Here is a 16412-nt window from a genome sequence, read left to right on the forward strand (position 1 = left end):
TCACGCCATCGGGAGTAGAAGAGCCAGGAGACATGCTCGACCGGCTCGTACGGGACATCAAGCATGGAAGGATACGGAACCAACGAAGCCCCCCGGCCGTCGGCGTGTTGAGTGAGATCACCACACCAACGACGAGGGGCTTCGTCACATCACCCCACCTGACCAGCCCACTTCATCCCCACGGCACAGGATGAAAGAGGTTCAATGACCCGCCATCGAACCCTTAACCATCCAGTTCTGACTGTTAAAGGTATATCACTTGCCGATCTCGCTGCGCCCAAACTCTCAGTTTCGAATCATACTTTCCGATTCGAGCTACGGTGCGCCTCGATTCCACGGCGATGAGTCTGTGGCAGTGCCGTTTCCGCGGTGCAGGTGGCTCCTTGTGTCGCCTGGAGGCGTGCTGCGCTGTGCACTGCGTGTTTGTCGGCATCTGGAGAAATACGGCGGAAGCTTTCACCCATTCGGTCCTTAAGGTACAGCCGCAGCTCGGCCGCCTCGTTGCTCTTCTTGTGGAGACGAGTTCCCAGTTCAGCTATCCGCACTTCTAATCTTTCTTGTTGCAGTACCAGTAGGTCAGTGCGCTCTTTCAGGGGGTGTGGAGCACTTTCGGCGCGGTCGTTCTCCATGGTGTCGCGGACACGAGCGAGATCCAACTCAATGATTTGGGCGCTTATGTGGGCGACTTGCGCTTGATGGCGGCTGATCTCCTCCCGTAGAGATGATATGCGCTTTTCGGCCACATGCAGGTCCCGTAGGCATGCGGGGAGCGCTGAATCGATCTTTATTAAATTTTCCTGCCGTCGGCTGATCTCTGAGCGCAGAGCCTGGTCGAATGTTTTCCCTCTCTGCCAGGATGTGCGATATATCTGCCCAAGCTCTGACTGTGTGAAGCGGAGTATCTCGGCCTGGTTGCGCAGCTCGGCGGTGAGTAGCCCGGCGCGCTGAGCAGTTTCCGTCGAGAATGTCACCCCATCCGATGATTCCGGGTCGAACGCGTGAACACGGCCGGCTGGAGTAATCCATGTCCGGAGCACCCCTTTTTTACTGGTAATATCCAGAATCGCATCGGTCTGTAATTCCATAGCTAGATCACGAGCTATATGAACTGGGTCCCGCGAAAGGAGTGCCACTATCGGCGGCAGGGAAACTGGTTCACCTAAAGGAGGGCGTTCCAGGTGAGTGTATAGGTCCCTGTTGGGCAGACTCGCCAGCAGCTCATTAACTTGATCCGTAGACCTGATTACCTGTTCTGCGTCCGGGGGTCGAGGCCTTTGAGTCAATTGCTTCAGGGTGCGCTCGTAGTCAGCCAGAAGTGCACTGTGATCCTGGTGAGAGGCTGAGGGTATGCTTTGTAGCCTGTGAAGAGTGCGGCTGGCCCATTTTGCCAGTGAATCTGCATCTAGCAGTTCTTGAACCTCCCTGACAATTTTTATGATGGGGTCGCTTCCCGCGCCTCGTTCAGCAGAAGGATGAGACATGCACTGTTCGTAGTACTTCAGCCGGGGGTGATCATGGAAGTCTACTCGGCTCCGCAGTGCTTCTACCGCCCAAGCGAGCAGCGGAGGACGAACGGAACGTGCTCGGTCCATGAGATTGACGCGCAATTCCAGGGGCGGAATTGCTCCGCTGTGCTGAGCGCGGATGAGTTCCGCTGCTCGCAGCAGCGCACGGTCGTGGTCAAGGTCTGCGTCACTCGCTGCGGCAACTAGCACGGTGTCGAGGTTAAAGACGGACGACCGGACGTTGAGATCACTTGGCGTCTTTGGAGTGTGAAGGCGCACACGCTTGATTGGTTTGTCGGAGGTGTGGTTTTCCAGTAGTGCATCAAGTGCATCTTGGTGGATTTCTGCGTACAGACACCCCGTTACGGAAGGGCTCTCGTAGGTGGGCCCCGGGGTCGGTGAACGGAACAGGTGGTGGCTTCGCCTTTCGGCGGTGAGGGTGTGTCGGGCGCGCAGACGTATGAGGTACATCGGGCCCTGTTCTTTTGCATGCTGCTCGCGGCGATTGCTGTTGACGTTCGCGCTCGACTGTCCAGGACCACTGATTCGGCTGCCACCGGGTTCTCCTGTGATCGACGCAGGTTGCGGCGCGGCCGACCCAGCTCCGCTTCCCGAGGCAGTCATTTCCAGGCCGCGGTTGCTGCCACCGAAACTAGTCGTGGCGCTCTGGGACTTGGAGTACCGCCCGGTCCCGCTGCCCTGGATCGGTGCCAGGATTTCGAGATTGTAGAGTTCTCCGGTCAAGGAGAGCTTGACGCGCTCGGACGACTTGCCCGGGAGAAAGAGGTCGTTGGCCAGAGTGATTCGTGTGCCTCCTGTGCTGTCACGCAGATGGCTGGCGAGGTGTGATCTGGACAGTACGACCTCGAGGGTGGCGCTGCCCTGCCTGGCCCGGGTCTTGCCTTGAGAGCTGAAGACACGTGCTACCAGTTGGCCGATGGCCGACAGGTCAGTGCGAGCGTCATCGTCGTGGCTCAAGGCGCGTGCCAGCAGTTGTTGGGCTGCCGGCAGCAGGCCATCCATCTGAACGGCGACGATGGCGCAGTCGCCGGGCAGTTTGGGCAGCGGGGCTGGGGTGCGAAGTGGCTGTGGACCCAGAAGGGGTTTCATCTCGGCTATTGAACGGGGTATCTGCAGTTCCAGCGTGCCTGGGACGGACGTGGTGAGTGGCGCGGACAGGCTTCTGAGCTTGCGGAATCCGTCTGCCAGATAGTCGTTCAGAGGTCTGCCGCCCATTCCCACACGCTCTACGTGTACCGTCATCCGGTGGCGGCACACTGCCGTGAAGTGGCCACCCCAGTCATAGATGGTCTGCTCGTTGACAGTCGTGGTGGCATGATTGTTGCCTCGGTGGTGACTGGAGGAAAGTGCCAGGGAAGCACCACCTCCGCCGTTCTCGGTTGAGGAAGCCAGCCGTCCCAGAGTGATGTTCTGGGCACCTTCCTGAGAGTGGGAAGTGAAGTCGGATTCGTAGTTGTGGCCGTAATTCTCCAGGCCAGCGCCGGGGAGAAAGTCCTCATAGTGAGGAAGGCGTGTGAGAACGGATGAGAGGTTGATCTTCACTACATCGGCGAGCAGCCAGCCAATAGGGTTCACCACGTAGAGGGTGTGCCCGTGGCGGGAGAGGAGGTCTTGCATCATGGCCCGCTCCCGGCCGTGGGCAAACAGCGCTTGAAGGGCGTCGACTGCTCCTTGCCTCCGGCCTATGACCCTGCCGTCCGGGGTCCATACTTCAGTGTCGGCCGACAGCAGGCCGGGGGCAGCTTTATCAACCAGGTCCCGGATTATTTTGTAGACGGTGGTGTTGCTGTCGTAGCTAAGTGATTTGATGCCACTGTGCCCCAGGGCTTCACCACCGTCCGGGTGGTCAGGGGCCAGGTACGGGGGCACCCAAAGACTCTCAGTCCGGTGACCAGGCGCCGCAAGGTGTAGGCCGGGGAAGCTTGCGGTGAAACGGGACCGGACCTTTGGGCTCATCACGGGTGTGCCCATCTGGGCGTGCAGATCTGCCAAAAGCTGAGCCTGCCTGAGCCGGTCCGCGTCCGGGGTCGGTCCCTCGTTCGCCCACCGAGAGAGCACTCCTGCAACCACGTTGCCGGAGAGCTGAAGCAGTCCTTTCTCCCAACGGCCGAGGGCATCAGCAAGCTGAGCGTCGGTGCAAGGTAGCGTGCCGTCCCCGTAATACCTGAGAGCCTCGGGCTCGGACAGGAGGTAGATCATCTTTCCCGGCAGGACTGTGTTTTCTTGGCTATGTGACGAGGGGAGGAGTTTGGCGTGCTTCTCCTGCCGACTGCTGAACTGCAGAGAGGTGGGCGTGGAGAAGGCATATGCGCGGTGGAAGTCGAGCTGAAGCAACTCTTTACCACCTGTACGGCTCTGTCCCCTGGCGGTGTTCCATTGCCAGTGACGGCTCAGCCCCACGGTACCGCTTTCCAAGCTGAGCCCGTTCGAATTAGCCGAAGGCTGTGCTTTCGTCGGGTCTTCTGAGACAGGCACGGGAGGGCTGGGTTCCGTGGCAGTTGTGTCATCGGGTGCCTGAGCCGGAGCGGGATCTGGGTTTTCACCTGCGCCGATCTGGAGCTGGCCCCATGTGATCCCCTTGGAGGAGGTGTCACGCTGAGTGGCTTGGGATAGCCAAAGCCTGATTTTTCCGAGTGTGAACTCGCTGTCAGTGGATCCGATGAATGTGGATTTCCCCATACTGCCGGATACGTGGATGATGCCGTGCGTGTCTCGGAACAGACCGGGGGAGAAGGGTAGATCGGTGGTGTACTCCCCGTTGAAAATCTCTACAGTGTGCGCACGCAGGGACGTGGCGCCGCTGAATGCCGTCAATCCAGGATCGGCGTCCGCCGAGGGCCGTGATAGGTCGGGAAGAGCAGCGACCGCAGCCGCGCGGGCTCCCGTAGCGTCCAGGTGGTAAACGACGGCATTGTCGAGGATTGTCGCGGGTGTGGCGGTTATGGACTCCTTCGACTGACCGCCGCTGAGTGGTATTACCCTCACTGTGACAGGCTGATTACTGAGAGTTATGACCTGAGGGTCGCGGCTGCCTGGTTTCACCAAGCCTTGGGTGCCGCTGTGTTCAAACTCGACTCGTATCGTCAGGTCTGTGGGCGTGCTGAATTCCCATGTGGTGCCGGGAAATTCGAGAAGTTCAGGCCGGTTGTTGACGAAGGAGACGGTATTGGTTGCGGACACAGTGCGCTGTGCTTCGATGCCCAAGCCTGCCCCTCTGAGCTGAGCAAAGGCAGCATCGAAGCGGGCAGCCATACTGATCTTTTTGCCCCCACTGATCGCCTGCTGGCCGATGTCCAGTCCCATCGCGAGGTTCACCGTGTGCCAGTCGCTGGTGCTGCGTAGGAAGGAAGGTTTTGCGGCCTGTGCCGGCGCGGCCGTAATAGTTATTCGTGCAGAATCAACGTCCAGATCAATTCCGGCGCCCCCTCTGCGCCGACGTAGGGTGAACGTCATGCCGTCCATATGCATCTCGTCCCAGTGGGCTCTGAAGCCACCCACAGAAACTTTTTTATCTGCAAGTTCTTCGCTGCTCAACTTGCTGTCTAGGTCATTTCCGTGCGAGTACCAGCTTCGCCCAGCGTAGGGGTTCCCTGCAGGTGGCAGGAAGCCATATGGGGTCAGGTGCTTCGCTAGCAGCGCACGTACAGCCTCGACCGTGCTCTCACTCACGTCAGGAATGCCCAGGCCGATACCTTTTCCGTCGGCGATGAGAGCTGGAAGGGCGGGAGTGGTGCGGCCTGTGGGGACGGCACGTGCTGCGCGCAGCGCCTTCGGCCCGATGTCGCTAGGGACCGGAAGCACAGGCGTCCGCGTTTGGGTCTGGTCGCCGTCAGCGGCAGGTGTGCTGAGGACGATGCCGGCATCGAGCGCTGTTCTTTCGACCGGAAAACCGTGGGCGTAGGCATCCGGTTCGGACAGACACAGGAGAGCCCGGCCGTGCACCTGATCGGTCTCGACTGGGCCCTCACGGCCTCGGGCATAGGCCGTGACCTGGTGTGAGAGGCCTACTGCGTAGGTAACGGTGTAGCCGGCCCAGCGTGGTGCAACCACCCACAATCCGGTACGCCCGGCAGTGATGATGTCAGAATTGAAAGAAGTCAAGCTTGGGCCAAAGACACCACGCAGGCGCAATCCGGGGACCACTTCAGGCACAAAATTTGCAGCTGCGCCGATGGAGACGGTCGATGAATGTCCGAGAGCGTGAGTTCCGCTGGTTCCATCGACGGCTGTCCGGACGTTTTCGATGTGCATCGATTGGCTCGCGGGACCAATCAAGGTGGGGCCTGTGGCGCTGGCGTCTGGCCTTCTTTTGCTCCGCACTTCAATGGTCGCTATGGGTCTACCGTCCTGATATAGATGGAAGCGGTATCCCTTTTTGCTGTTTATGGCGCTATCGAGATTGGCATCGAGGTTCCAAAGTTTGCGCCGGAGCTCGCCCGCCAATGTATTGTCTATGAGTAGACGTTGTGCCATCAAAGAGGTGAGCGTAGCGTCGTACAGTGCGGCCAGGTTAGTGAGCTTGGGGGAGTAATAGTGGGGCGGCAAGTGTGTGTTGTCGGCGTCGTTCCAGATGATCTGCTCCTCGGATACCTTTTCTAGGTATGTTGTTGGGATCCAGAGTTGCAGTCGTGCATCTGTTGTCGGCACATGGTTCGCGGTAATCGACGACCATGGATTGGTAAGGTCTTCTCGAATTCTAAATGACCACTGTGGCACGCAAGTGACGAGTGTTGCAGCTCCCCGGCTGTCATGGACGTGGCCGACTTCAGTGTCAACAACGTGGGTCGTGGAACGTTCGGAGCTATTAATCGCCCCAGTAAATCCCGCAGTTAAACTTGCAAACTGTGCCACCCCGGGTGCCAGACCGAAGCCGAAAGCGCCTTGCAGCGTCGCGCGCGTGGCACCAGTATTCCCTGAATGAGTTTGGGAGTGCGCCCCAGTCTGGAATACGCCGTTCACTATTCCGGGCGCGCTCAGGCGGTCCTGATGACCTGAAGTCAGAGTTTTGTCGTCATGCTTCAACTCGAGTACCGGTGGAATCGTCGGATTCAGCACGCTGAGTGTGATCAAAGCCTCTATGGGGCCGATTTGTACAACCAGCCCATCCGGCGCGGAACCGGGTTCAATTAATAGATATCTAAAGTTTGCAAGCAGTTGCCCTGGCAACCGGACCCAGTCCTCGTCCGGTATGTCATATCCTGCTGCTTCTGTCGCGTATCGTATGGTAGCTACGAGGGCGGGCAGATTGGGGATCTCATCCCTGGGAACGCCGGTAGCATAAACCAGTGCATTGAGGTTGCTGAGGCTGTAAGAGGGTTCGGATTCGGCTGTGGCGGAATCCGTCGGAATGTTCCAACGCTGGGCATCATTGACCGGCATCGGTGTTCCCTTCAGGGGTGGCAGGGGGTCCGTCTCGTCGTACTGGCTTATCCCCCTGATGACATTGAGTTAGTCACTGGCGTTTCGCTTAAGGAGCGTGGCGTACTGAGTGAACCTCTTTCATCCTGTGCCGTGGGGATGAAGTGGGCTGGTCAGGTGGGGTGACGTGACGAAGCCCCTCGTCGTTGGTGTGGTGATCTCACTCAACACGCCGACGGCCGGGGGGCTTCGTTGGTTCCGTATCCTTCCATGCTTGATGTCCCGTACGAGCCGGTCGAGCATGTCTCCTGGCTCTTCTACTCCCGAAGGCGTGAACTTCGCTCGTCGTGGCGGAAGTTGAGCTGCTTGAAAAGACCCTGCTGACGCTGGCCCACCTGCGGAAGAACGAGACGTTCGCACAGATCGGCGCCGGGTTCGGGATATTGGAGGCGACGGCCTGGCGCTACGTCGACGAGACACTCGAAGTCCTGGCCTCCTGGGCGCCGGGCCCTGCACGAGGCCCTGGTCGGGCTGGGCGAGGGAGACTTCGTCATCGTCGACGGGACGCTCATCCCGACCGACCGCATCCGGGCCGACGACCCCTACTACACGCAGAACGCAAGCAGCACGGCATGAACGTCCAGGTCGTCGCACGCCCGGACGGCACCCCGCTGTGGTTCTCCCGCGCGACACCGGGCCGCACACACGACCTGACCGCAGCGCGAGCCCACGGCATCGTCCAGACATGCCTCACCAGGCAGATCCTCGTACTCGCCGATCGGGCCTACCAAAGCGCCGGCGCCACCTTCCGCACCCCCTACTACCACCACAGCGAACAACCCGAGCACTCACAGCAGTTCAACGGCGACCAGGCCCGCCTCCGAGCACCCGGCGAACGCGCCTTCGCACAGCTCAAAACCTGGCAACTGCTTCGTCGGGCCTGATGCTCCACCCGGCGCATCGGAACCGTCGTCCAAGCCATCCACACACTCATGACCTGCACGTATTCAGGATGAAAGAGGTTCAGTGAGGTGTTCTCGTAGTTCGTGATCGCTAATGCTGTGACCGGGAAGGTTCGCCGGGAAGCTTGCGGCGTCCGGTGCGGTGCATCGCACGGCGGAGCATGACCCGCGTACTGGATGTACTCGGATCATGCGACAACGCGGCGAGGTGCCGTGCCGGACGCCGCGAGCCGGTGAACCTCGGGCCAGGAGGGGCGGGGCGGGTGTGGGACGGGCATCTCCGCCAGCAGCAGGGCCGCATCCACGGCCTTGGTGCCGGCCGGGCGCAGGACGGCGGCGAGGATGGCGCGGGTGGCGACATCTACGGCGATCGTGAGTTCGGGCCGGCCGGTGGTGCCGTCGTCGAAGACGGCCAGGACATCCAGCCGCGTGGTGTCGACCTGCACCTGCTCGCCCGGCCGCAGTGCCACGGTCGGAGTGAACGCCCGCCTGCCGGCCGGGGAGGGCAGAGTGCGGGCGGGGCGGTGGGGGTGTTCGGCGGGACCGGCGAGTTGGTGGACGAGCCGGTAGAAGGTGGCCTGGGAGGGGACGGTCACTGTGCCGCGGCCGTGCCGGTCGGTAAGGATCTGCGTGACCAGGGGCATCAGGCCCTTGCCGGTGCCCTTGGAGCGGCCGCGCTGGCGGCGCAGCGCTTCCTCGATGGCGGCGATGACGCGTTCGTCGGTGCGCCCGGTAGGCACGGGCCGGCGGGTGGTGCGGTGGTCGACCAGCCCCCACAGGCCCTGCTTGCGGTAGGCCAGGCGCATGCGCTGCACCGTGGTCCGGGAGACAGGTCCGAAGCCGATCGCGGTCAGCTCCGCGGCCTTGGCCTCCTCGCGGTGCGCGAGCGTGAACCGGTCGGGATCGTACTCGGCCCGGGGCACCTCGCCGCTGTCCGTCGCGCCGGGCAGGCCGGACTCCACCTCGCGGATGTGCCGCTGCCAGGTCAGCGCCTTGCGCCGCGCCTCCTCGGGCGCGGTTTCGAACAGACCCCACTGCGTCACCGCCTGGGGCATCTCGGCGCCCACGATGGTGAAGCACGGGTCGGCGAACAGATGCCCGGCCACGACGGTCTCGGCTTCGCCGTGCACAGCTGCCGGCCTCCTGACGCATAATCATGGCCCCTTTGCCTGCTGCTCGTTGTCGTTGTCGGCGAGGACATCGGCTGGCAGGCGGGCCCAGCGTGCCCAATCCTCCAGTGCCATCCCGGCAGTGAGGGCTCCTGCTGCGGTCTCCCGTATGGCCTGCTCGATCTGTGTGGCGGCATGGCCGAGGTTGCCCAGCAACTGCTGCGCGGCGTCGGCGGTCTTGTCGTACTGGGCGCGCGCAGCTGGGTCAGCTGCTCTTCGGCGTCGTTGACCAGGCTGGTGATCAGCGCCCGCTGCTCGGCCGGCACCGCAGAGCGCCACGTGGTGCCCGAGCCAGGCGCGCTGCGTTCCTTGGACAGGACGCGCAGCTGTGCGGCCATGGTGACGGGCTGGTGCTCCTGCCTCAGCCACCACGGATTGTTGCCGTAGCCGCGCGGGCCCCCGGCGCCGCGGCGGATCCGAATGATCGCGCCCATCCACGAGGTCAGCGGGCCGCCGTAGTCGGTGGCGGCCAGCGGCCCCAGCCGCCCCGCCCGACCCGCTTGCCCAGCCTGCGGCAGAACGACCCGTCGGCGGGCAGCGGTCGCGGTCGCCCGGCCCCGCTGTCCCTCCACACCAGCTCGGCCATGACCGGGTCCAGCAGCGCGTCGGCGACGGCCACCACCTCGGGGAGGACGACCGCGTCCCGCCCCACGATCCGCCATTGGTTCAGCTCCGTCCCGGCGTTGCCGCCTGCGACCTGGTGCAGGCGCCACGGCCAGATCGTCTCCCGCTCCCAGTGCAGGGCCTGCTCCCACCACCGGGCCACCACCGCGTGCGCCAGCGCGAACACCCTCTCCGGCTCGACTTCGGCCCGCACCGCCCGCCGCGCCACACCCGCCCACTGCCGCTGCGCCGCGGCTACCTCCGGCACGCCGCGCAGATCGAGATGCTCCGCGGCGACCCCTACCAGAACGACATGTTCTGCGCGGAGGTCAAGAACTACGCGCAACCCAGCGTTTTGGGAACCCAGTTCGACGAGCCTCGCCAAGTGCTACGAAGCCGCCCAGGCTCAGCACCACCTCAGTGATCACTTCATGTGGATCACCTGGGCACCCTTCCGCGCGAACTCCTGGTCCACCCTCAACTCACCCGGCCAGGTGGAAGCCGCGGTCCTTCAGCACAGCAGCCGCGTTTTGGGCACCAGCGACACTGAGGAAGCCCGAAAACTCCTGGATGCTGAACTCGCCCAGTCGGTCGCCGCACGCCTGTGGCTGATCGTGCTCTCGGACAAGCAGGAAACCCTCCTGCCGTTCAAGGACTGGGCAGCCATCGTCGCCGCCGAACTCACCGCAAAGAGGGCTCGTGGTGAACATCGTCGAACAGTCGATCTCCCAGGCCATAGACGAGCCCGACGACAGGATGATGTTCACCCGGGTCAAAGACATCGTCGCCCGGCACCTGCGCCGCATGGACCCCGGCGCCACCATCTCCAAGACCGAGTTCTTCAACCACACCCATGTCCCCGACATGGTCCTCGAATGGCCCGGCAGACCCCGCACACCGCGCCGGTTCATCTATCTGCGCACCACATCGGACCAGCGCGAACTCGAGGACGACCTCCATCGCCTTCCACGTGACGACCGGCCGGTGCTCCTCGCTCTCGGCCAACTGCCCACCGCCCGGCAACAAGAGGATCTTCCCCCGCTTCCGGGCAGCAGCACCGCGCTGCTCCTCGACACTTCCGCGCTCGGCGCCCTCCAGCCGACCGACGACTCTCCCGGCATCCCCTCCCGCGACGCCCACGAGGAGACCCAGGCCGCGGCATGCCGCCGCCGCCTCGTCGAAGCCGTCGAACAGACCCTGCAGAACATCGACACCGAAGGCGGCCGCACCCCCACCGTCCTGGGCGCCGACGGCACCCCCCGTGAGCGCGAGGCCGCCTTCCGCGCCCAGGTCCGCGCCGAACGCCCCGTCGTCAGCGTCTGCTTCACCGGCTCCCTGCGCCGCTGGCTGACCACCGGCGACCCCCAGGCCACCTCGATCGCCGTCACCACCTATCTCCCGGCCGGCCCCTGTACGCCGCCCAGGTCACCGCCGCCACCGCCCTGCTCAGCGACTGCTCCGGCTCCTGGCGTCTGACCTTCAAGGACGGCTGGCTCGCCATGACCGGCGAACCCGCCGTCGCCGAGGAGGACCCCAACTACATCGTCCTGCCCCACTCGATGACCGACAGTGCCTCGCGCATGCGCCGCCACTACCCCGAACCCCTCTTCCCCTACGACACCAGCAGCGCCGTCGCCCAGGCCGTCCTCGGCGGCAAGGTCCCCGTCGCCTTCCACCTCACCGAACCCGTCGCGATCATCCCCGTCGCCACCGGCCACGGCATGATCGTCCTCTTCCTCGACAGCGGCGAAGTCCTCGAGAAGCCCCGGGACGCCAGCCGCTACATGCTCAAGGGCGTCACCGGCGAACAGTCCTTCGGCGACTTCATCATGGCCCGCGACCTGTGGGCCGCCCGCCGCATCCGCCGCATCCTCACCGCCGAAGCCCACGCAGCCATGCGCCGCCCCATCGGCAGCCTCGCCCTGCGCTGAGCGGGTGGCCCCGGCTGCCCGCCTCGGGGGAAAGAACGAGCAACCGGGACCGGTCAGTGGTCCGCCCCGGAAGGGGGGAGCCGGCCAGCAGTGACAATCCCTCAGCTGCGCTGCCAGCGTCCGTTCACCGGATCCGAACGGTGCACATGCCGAAGGCCATCAGGCTCCGCCGGGCCGGGGCGTCACCGCGCGCAACTGCCGTCGGCCCTTGACGATGAGGTCGAAGACGGCCTCCCGCGAACAGAGGTCGTTTCGGTAGCGGGGCGGGATCACCCGGTAGGTGCCGGGCGGCGCGATCCGGTGGAGGACGGGCACCCCGAGGTAGCTACCAGTGGTCAGCAGAGGGGTGTCGTCAGCCCCCCACCAACTGGTACCGCGGCCGTAAGCGACGAGGGCGTAGTAGACGGGCCCGGCGCTGAGGTGATCATGAATCACCGGCCCGTCCAGCACCGCAGGCAGCATGCCCGCAACCTGCTCCGGCATGTCGGTGCCGGCGGCGGCATGCACCAGCACACCGGGGACACGCACAGCGGCGAACCGACGCCGCAGCGGCAACAGCGCCACCCCCTGATCACTCCACTCCGCCTGCGCCCGAGCGGGAACCTCGTGCGCGCTGGCAAGCCACTCACGGACCACGTGAGGAGCATCAGGCGCCCGCTCGCTGCGCAGCGGTAATCGCGGGTGAGGCGGTGGGCTGGCGGGTGGGGGATCGGTATGCGTGTTCATCAGGAAGGTCTCCATCGACACGTTGTGGGCCGGTGCCAGTGACTGGGGCGGTTCGGGTGATGCGTCGTCCCATGCGGGACTAGGCAGTCCGCTCAGGAACGCAGTCGGCTCGCGTCCTGGCTCGAGGGTTGCCGCTGTCTGAAGCAGGCGTGGTTGGGTGGGGGAGGAGTTGGTTCGTGAAGGGTGCGCGCCCCGGCGGACAGGGATGGGATGCAACCCCGGCCCTGCGATTGCCGGGCGATCCGCTTGCCTTGGAGAAAGTGCTGGTCAGCGGTCGGCGCGGGCCGCTTTGTTGGCGCATGCGGCGTGGATGCGGCCAACGCGCAGTCCGCCTCCGGAGGGGCGGAAGTGGTCGTAGGGCGTCCATGTGTCGCCGGGCTCGATGGTGTGATCGCAAGCTAGGCACATGGTGATGCCGGTGAGTACGTCGTAGTAGTCGCACAGGGAGACGACGCAGCGAGCCAGCTGCATCACCCTGGCCGCTTCTCCCGCCAGACCCGCAGCCTCCGGCTCGCGCAAGTGTCTGCGGGCCTGTGAAACAGCGGCGAGGGCTTCGTCGGCGCGCACGTCGTCGCGGTCGCGTTCACCTGCGAGCTGCTCGATGGACGGCATCAGCAGCGTCAGGTGGTCGCAGAAGTCCTTCGCGAACAGCACCACCTCGCCGTGGCGGGGCAGACCGTTTTGATCGAGGAACCAGCTGGCGGCTGCCCGGACGGCGCCGACGCCCTGCGGCAGGGCCGGAGGAGCAGCTTGAAGAGTCGGCTTGACCGTGTTCACCGGCTCACCGTCCGACCGGCACGATGCGGGCAGGCCCCGCACGCCGAGCACAGCGGGCCGACAACTTGCCCACGCCGACGCGGGCGCACGACACCGTGCCGCGCTCCTCAACCGCAGTGCCGCGCCGGCATCCGGCACAGGTCCCGACGGCCTTCCTGATGCCGCGCCTTGGGCGGGCTGCAGCGTTCATGGTGTCTGCGCTCCTATGCAGCGTTGGCACCCCGGCGAGACCTCACCACCTCGTCGGGACTGACACCTCTGAACGTAGGAGCACCCACCTCCAAACGCCGACCGTAATACGGTCGCTACGCTCAGGCAGCAAGGAGCCCGATGCGTGCGGCCAGGTCGGAGGCCCGGCGTCGGCGGCTGGCCTGAGTCGACTCGATCTCCTCCAGGAGGATCGCGCGGGCGTAGCCGTTGTAGCGGATCGTCTCCGGCGCGGCCTCGAACGCCTTCTCCAGCGACGCAACGGCCGTGTCTGGCTGCTTGTCCAGTTGGTAGCCCCGGGCCTCCTCGATGCGGTGGCGAGCCCGGCGTGGGCGGGACCTGATGACGTTGCGGTCGGCGCGGGCAGCTTGCCTGACGGACTCGCCGCCCTGGTGCAGCTCCACTGCCACCGTGACGGCATGCGCACCCATGACGGCCCGCGAGAACGACGTGACCGGGTGGTAGTACTCGAGAGGCAGCCGTGCGGCCATCTCGTTCGCTTGGTCCCAGTGCCACCACGCCGTACCTGTCTCCCGGCGGCGGGCAGCCGTGTAGCCGAGCTCGAACTTCAACGCGCCGGCGATAGCGAGGACGTCGTCACTCGCATCCGGCAGCAGCGGCTCAAGGTAGGCAACAGCTTCGCGATTCACCGCATCGGCGGCATCGAAATGACGCGGCCCGCTGTCGCGGTGGGCCTGCGCAAGCAGCCATGACGCCCCACCGATGGCATGCGGATCCTCACTCTCCTGAGCGGCGACCATGCCGCGCTCTGCCACCCGCCACAACAAAGAGCTGTCCGGCTGATACGCGATAAAGAACTGACTCAAGCTGTAGCACTCTGCCAGCAACGCCTGCGCGCGGCGTCGTTCTGCCGCTGAGTCAGCGTGTCGCACCAGTGCCTGCGCATCATGAATCAGGCCGGGCAGCAGCCTTCCGATCGCTTCACGGTGATTCTTCGACGCATGCCGCTCCCGCCAAGCCGCATACAGGCGCGCTTCCAGATGCGCCAATGGGGGAGGCTCCGCATTGCGGGTGAGCGGGAAGCTGTCCACTGCGGCCTTCACGGCAGCAAGGCGGGGGTGCCCGGGCCCGACGAACAAGTCGACCTGAGCGTCCGGCCGACCGGTCAGATCCGCAAGGTTGCGCACCCGCAGCGCTTCCGCGATGCGCAGCACCATGTCGAGTGCTGGCGCCTTCTGCTGCCCGTTCTCGATCTTCCGGAGAGTGTGCGGTGAGATGCCGATGAGACCAGCCAGCTGAGCCTGCGTCATGCCGCGCCGCTCACGCAGGATTTGGGTCCGCTGACCAAATCGCAGCGGATCGGCGTACGGGTCGGGGGTAACAGCTTCGGACATCACGACCTCGCCCCTCCTAGCGGCATCATCACTTGTAAGAGTAGGGGTGAGGCCGGTCCTGGTGTGTGGTGCGCGCCTGAATGCCCTGCCAGCGCCTGGAGTTGTGGATGACTTTCGCCTCCACCAGCTTTGGGACCTTGCGGCGGTGGCTCCTTCTTGAATGCGCTCGACCTCTTGGCCATCACGGCCGAGCATTCGGGCCGCCCGGCCCGAGGGGGCGTGCGGAGTTGCGGTTTCCGACGGCGTGGGTCTTGGCCGCATCTGTCGGGGCTCACAAGGCTCTGTGATCCCTGGGGGAGGCGTCTAGGCTCCGTGGGGTGGAGGCGCTACTGATCACGACTGCTGTTGTGTGGGGTTGTGTCACGGGTGTGCTCATACCTCGCCCTGCTTACCGGCTGTCGGCGCCCGCGGAACAATCGTGGCGGTCGCAGTGTCCGGCGGGCCATCCTCTCGTGGGCATTGGCGGCGGATGGTTTGGCCCGGCTCGCTATTCGGCCGGTGATCGGTACGGCCCCAGTAGCCTGGCGATCACGGCCGTGACGGTTGGGGTCTGTGCCCTGCTCGCAGCCACTTCCGGTGCCCGCCCGGAGTTGGTGGTGTGGCTGTTGCTCGCTCCGGTCTGCGTGCTGCTGGCCGTCGTCGATGCTTCCGTTCACCGGCTGCCTGATGTGGTGACCCTGCCGTTTGCCGCGGGGGCGTGTGTGCTGCTGGGTGGTGCCTCGTTGTTCCCGGGTGCCGGGGGCAGTTGGACGTCTGCGCTGCTCGGCCTGCTTGTCCTGGGTGGTTGCTTCTTCGTGCTCTTCCTGTTCAGCGGGGGCTTGGGGTTGGGTGATGTGAAGCTTGCCCTCGGACTGGGTGCGGTGCTGGGCTGGTACGGCTGGCCGATCCTGCTGATCGGGGTGTTCGCCGGGTGCCTGTTCGGCGCGCTGTACGGCATCGGTCTTGTGATGGCGGGCCGGGCCGGTCGGCGCTCGAGGATTGCGTTCGGCCCGTTCCTCCTCGCGGGAGCCCTCGCGGGAGCCCTTGCGGGAGTGCTGCTGGGCTCTTCGATGTCCTGAAGCCGGGCGCCTGTTAGGGGGCGGGTTCGTAGGTCACCGTCTGTCCGGGGCAGTCGGCCACCGCGTCCTGCAGGGCGGTGAGCTCCACCTCGTCGACGGTCAGGTTCCAGCGGAGTTTGGTGCCCACCCATTCGCCGATGTACCGGCAGTGCACGGCGGTGGCCGGCGGCAGCCATTGTGCAGGGTCCTGGTCGGCTTTGCTGCGGTTGGAGCGTGCGGTGACGGCGACGAGGGAGGCTTCGGCGCCCTGGTCGTTGGCGTAGGCTTCGCGCCTTTGGGCGGTCCATGCGGATGCTCCGCTGTCCCAGGCTTCGGTGAGGGGGACCATGTGGTCGATGTCGAGGCCTGCGGCGGCTGTCACCACGGTGGCGTCGTAGTAGGAGTACCAGCTGCCGCCGCCAAGGCGGCATCCGGCACCGATGGTGGGCGGGGTGATCGCTTCGTGCAGGAGGACCTCGGCACGCGTGTTGCAGCCATCAGCCGGGTCGTCGCCGGTGTTCCAGTGGCGGAACTTGTTGCGGTCGTAGCCGTCGCGGGACTCCAGGGCCACCGGCAGGCCGGCGACGGCGTCGGCCAGCGGCAGGGTCTCGGCGGCCTGCGCGGGTGCCGGGGCGAGGACGGGCAGGACGGCGAGGGCTGCGGCAGTAACTGATCATTTCAGAATGAGGTCCGCAGTCGTCTCAAGCAGATGATGCTGGAGGCGAGTTGGAGTAGGCCGAGGTGGGGGTCGGCGCGTATCT

General features: G+C 64.7%; 11 protein-coding genes and 1 pseudogene. 4 read left to right on the forward strand and 8 right to left on the reverse strand.

Annotated elements, in window-relative coordinates; all coding sequences use genetic code 11:
• Window positions 1-296: 296 nt before the first annotated feature.
• The gene (locus ACH4C6_RS34670; RefSeq protein WP_398112636.1) at window positions 297-6905 is read right to left on the reverse strand and encodes a hypothetical protein; all 6609 of its coding nucleotides are present in this window, start codon (window positions 6903-6905) and stop codon (window positions 297-299) included.
• Window positions 6906-7095: 190 nt separating this feature from the next.
• Here ACH4C6_RS34670 and ACH4C6_RS34675 point away from each other — a divergent pair.
• Window positions 7096-7900 (forward strand): annotated as a pseudogene (locus ACH4C6_RS34675) (transposase family protein).
• 134 nt (window positions 7901-8034) lie between these two features.
• Here the strand turns inward: ACH4C6_RS34675 and ACH4C6_RS34680 are convergent.
• The 3 genes from ACH4C6_RS34680 to ACH4C6_RS34690 all read right to left on the reverse strand — a co-directional run bounded on the left by ACH4C6_RS34680 (window position 8035) and on the right by ACH4C6_RS34690 (window position 10328).
• On the reverse strand, window positions 8035-8976 hold the full coding sequence (locus ACH4C6_RS34680; protein ID WP_398112637.1) for a hypothetical protein: 942 nt from the start codon (window positions 8974-8976) through the stop codon (window positions 8035-8037).
• A gap of 481 nt (window positions 8977-9457) precedes the next feature.
• Window positions 9458-9886 (reverse strand): hypothetical protein, encoded by a 429-nt coding sequence (locus ACH4C6_RS34685; protein ID WP_398112638.1) that lies wholly within the window; start codon window positions 9884-9886, stop codon window positions 9458-9460.
• A gap of 214 nt (window positions 9887-10100) precedes the next feature.
• Window positions 10101-10328, reverse strand: coding sequence for a hypothetical protein (locus ACH4C6_RS34690; protein ID WP_398112639.1), 228 nt, complete (start codon window positions 10326-10328; stop codon window positions 10101-10103).
• Here ACH4C6_RS34690 and ACH4C6_RS34695 point away from each other — a divergent pair.
• Window positions 10321-11094 carry a hypothetical protein gene (locus ACH4C6_RS34695; RefSeq protein WP_398112640.1) on the forward strand — a complete coding sequence of 258 codons (774 nt, stop codon included), beginning with the start codon at window positions 10321-10323 and terminating at the stop codon, window positions 11092-11094. The two genes, ACH4C6_RS34690 and ACH4C6_RS34695, sit on opposite strands and share 8 nt — an antisense overlap.
• A gap of 23 nt (window positions 11095-11117) precedes the next feature.
• Window positions 11118-11549, forward strand: a complete 432-nt coding sequence (locus ACH4C6_RS34700) for a hypothetical protein (RefSeq protein ID WP_398112641.1) — start codon at window positions 11118-11120, stop codon at window positions 11547-11549.
• Window positions 11550-11708: 159 nt separating this feature from the next.
• On the opposite strand, the gene ACH4C6_RS34705 is transcribed toward ACH4C6_RS34700, so the two are convergent.
• The 3 genes from ACH4C6_RS34705 to ACH4C6_RS34715 all read right to left on the reverse strand — a co-directional run bounded on the left by ACH4C6_RS34705 (window position 11709) and on the right by ACH4C6_RS34715 (window position 14614).
• On the reverse strand, window positions 11709-12290 hold the full coding sequence (locus ACH4C6_RS34705; RefSeq protein ID WP_398112642.1) for a hypothetical protein: 582 nt from the start codon (window positions 12288-12290) through the stop codon (window positions 11709-11711).
• A 252-nt stretch (window positions 12291-12542) separates the two neighbouring features.
• Window positions 12543-13052, reverse strand: coding sequence for a DUF6415 family natural product biosynthesis protein (locus tag ACH4C6_RS34710; protein ID WP_398112643.1), 510 nt, complete (start codon window positions 13050-13052; stop codon window positions 12543-12545).
• Between the two features lie 311 nt (window positions 13053-13363).
• Complete coding sequence (locus ACH4C6_RS34715) at window positions 13364-14614, reverse strand: helix-turn-helix domain-containing protein (RefSeq protein ID WP_398112645.1); 1251 nt, start codon at window positions 14612-14614, stop codon at window positions 13364-13366.
• A gap of 317 nt (window positions 14615-14931) precedes the next feature.
• Between ACH4C6_RS34715 and ACH4C6_RS34720 the strand changes: the two genes are divergently transcribed.
• Window positions 14932-15672: a prepilin peptidase gene (locus tag ACH4C6_RS34720; protein ID WP_398112644.1), complete on the forward strand. Its 741-nt coding sequence runs from the start codon at window positions 14932-14934 to the stop codon at window positions 15670-15672.
• Window positions 15673-15685: 13 nt separating this feature from the next.
• On the opposite strand, the gene ACH4C6_RS34725 is transcribed toward ACH4C6_RS34720, so the two are convergent.
• Window positions 15686-16297, reverse strand: a complete 612-nt coding sequence (locus ACH4C6_RS34725) for an HNH endonuclease family protein (protein ID WP_398112646.1) — start codon at window positions 16295-16297, stop codon at window positions 15686-15688.
• Between the last annotated feature and the right edge of the window lie 115 nt (window positions 16298-16412).

The organism is Streptomyces sp. NPDC017943 (assembly GCF_044328425.1).
GTDB classification, from domain to species: Bacteria; Actinomycetota; Actinomycetes; order Streptomycetales; family Streptomycetaceae; genus Streptomyces; species Streptomyces djakartensis_A.

Bases quoted from the DNA above. Each gene is read 5' to 3' on its own strand.
- ACH4C6_RS34700 (WP_398112641.1), top strand. From the start codon at position 11,118: ATGACCGGCGAACCCGCCGTCGCCGAGGAGGACCCCAACTACATCGTC.
- ACH4C6_RS34705 (WP_398112642.1), bottom strand. From the start codon at position 12,290: ATGGAGACCTTCCTGATGAACACGCATACCGATCCCCCACCCGCCAGC.
- ACH4C6_RS34715 (WP_398112645.1), bottom strand. From the start codon at position 14,614: ATGTCCGAAGCTGTTACCCCCGACCCGTACGCCGATCCGCTGCGATTT.
- ACH4C6_RS34690 (WP_398112639.1), bottom strand. From the start codon at position 10,328: ATGTTCACCACGAGCCCTCTTTGCGGTGAGTTCGGCGGCGACGATGGC.
- ACH4C6_RS34670 (WP_398112636.1), bottom strand. From the start codon at position 6,905: ATGCCGGTCAATGATGCCCAGCGTTGGAACATTCCGACGGATTCCGCC.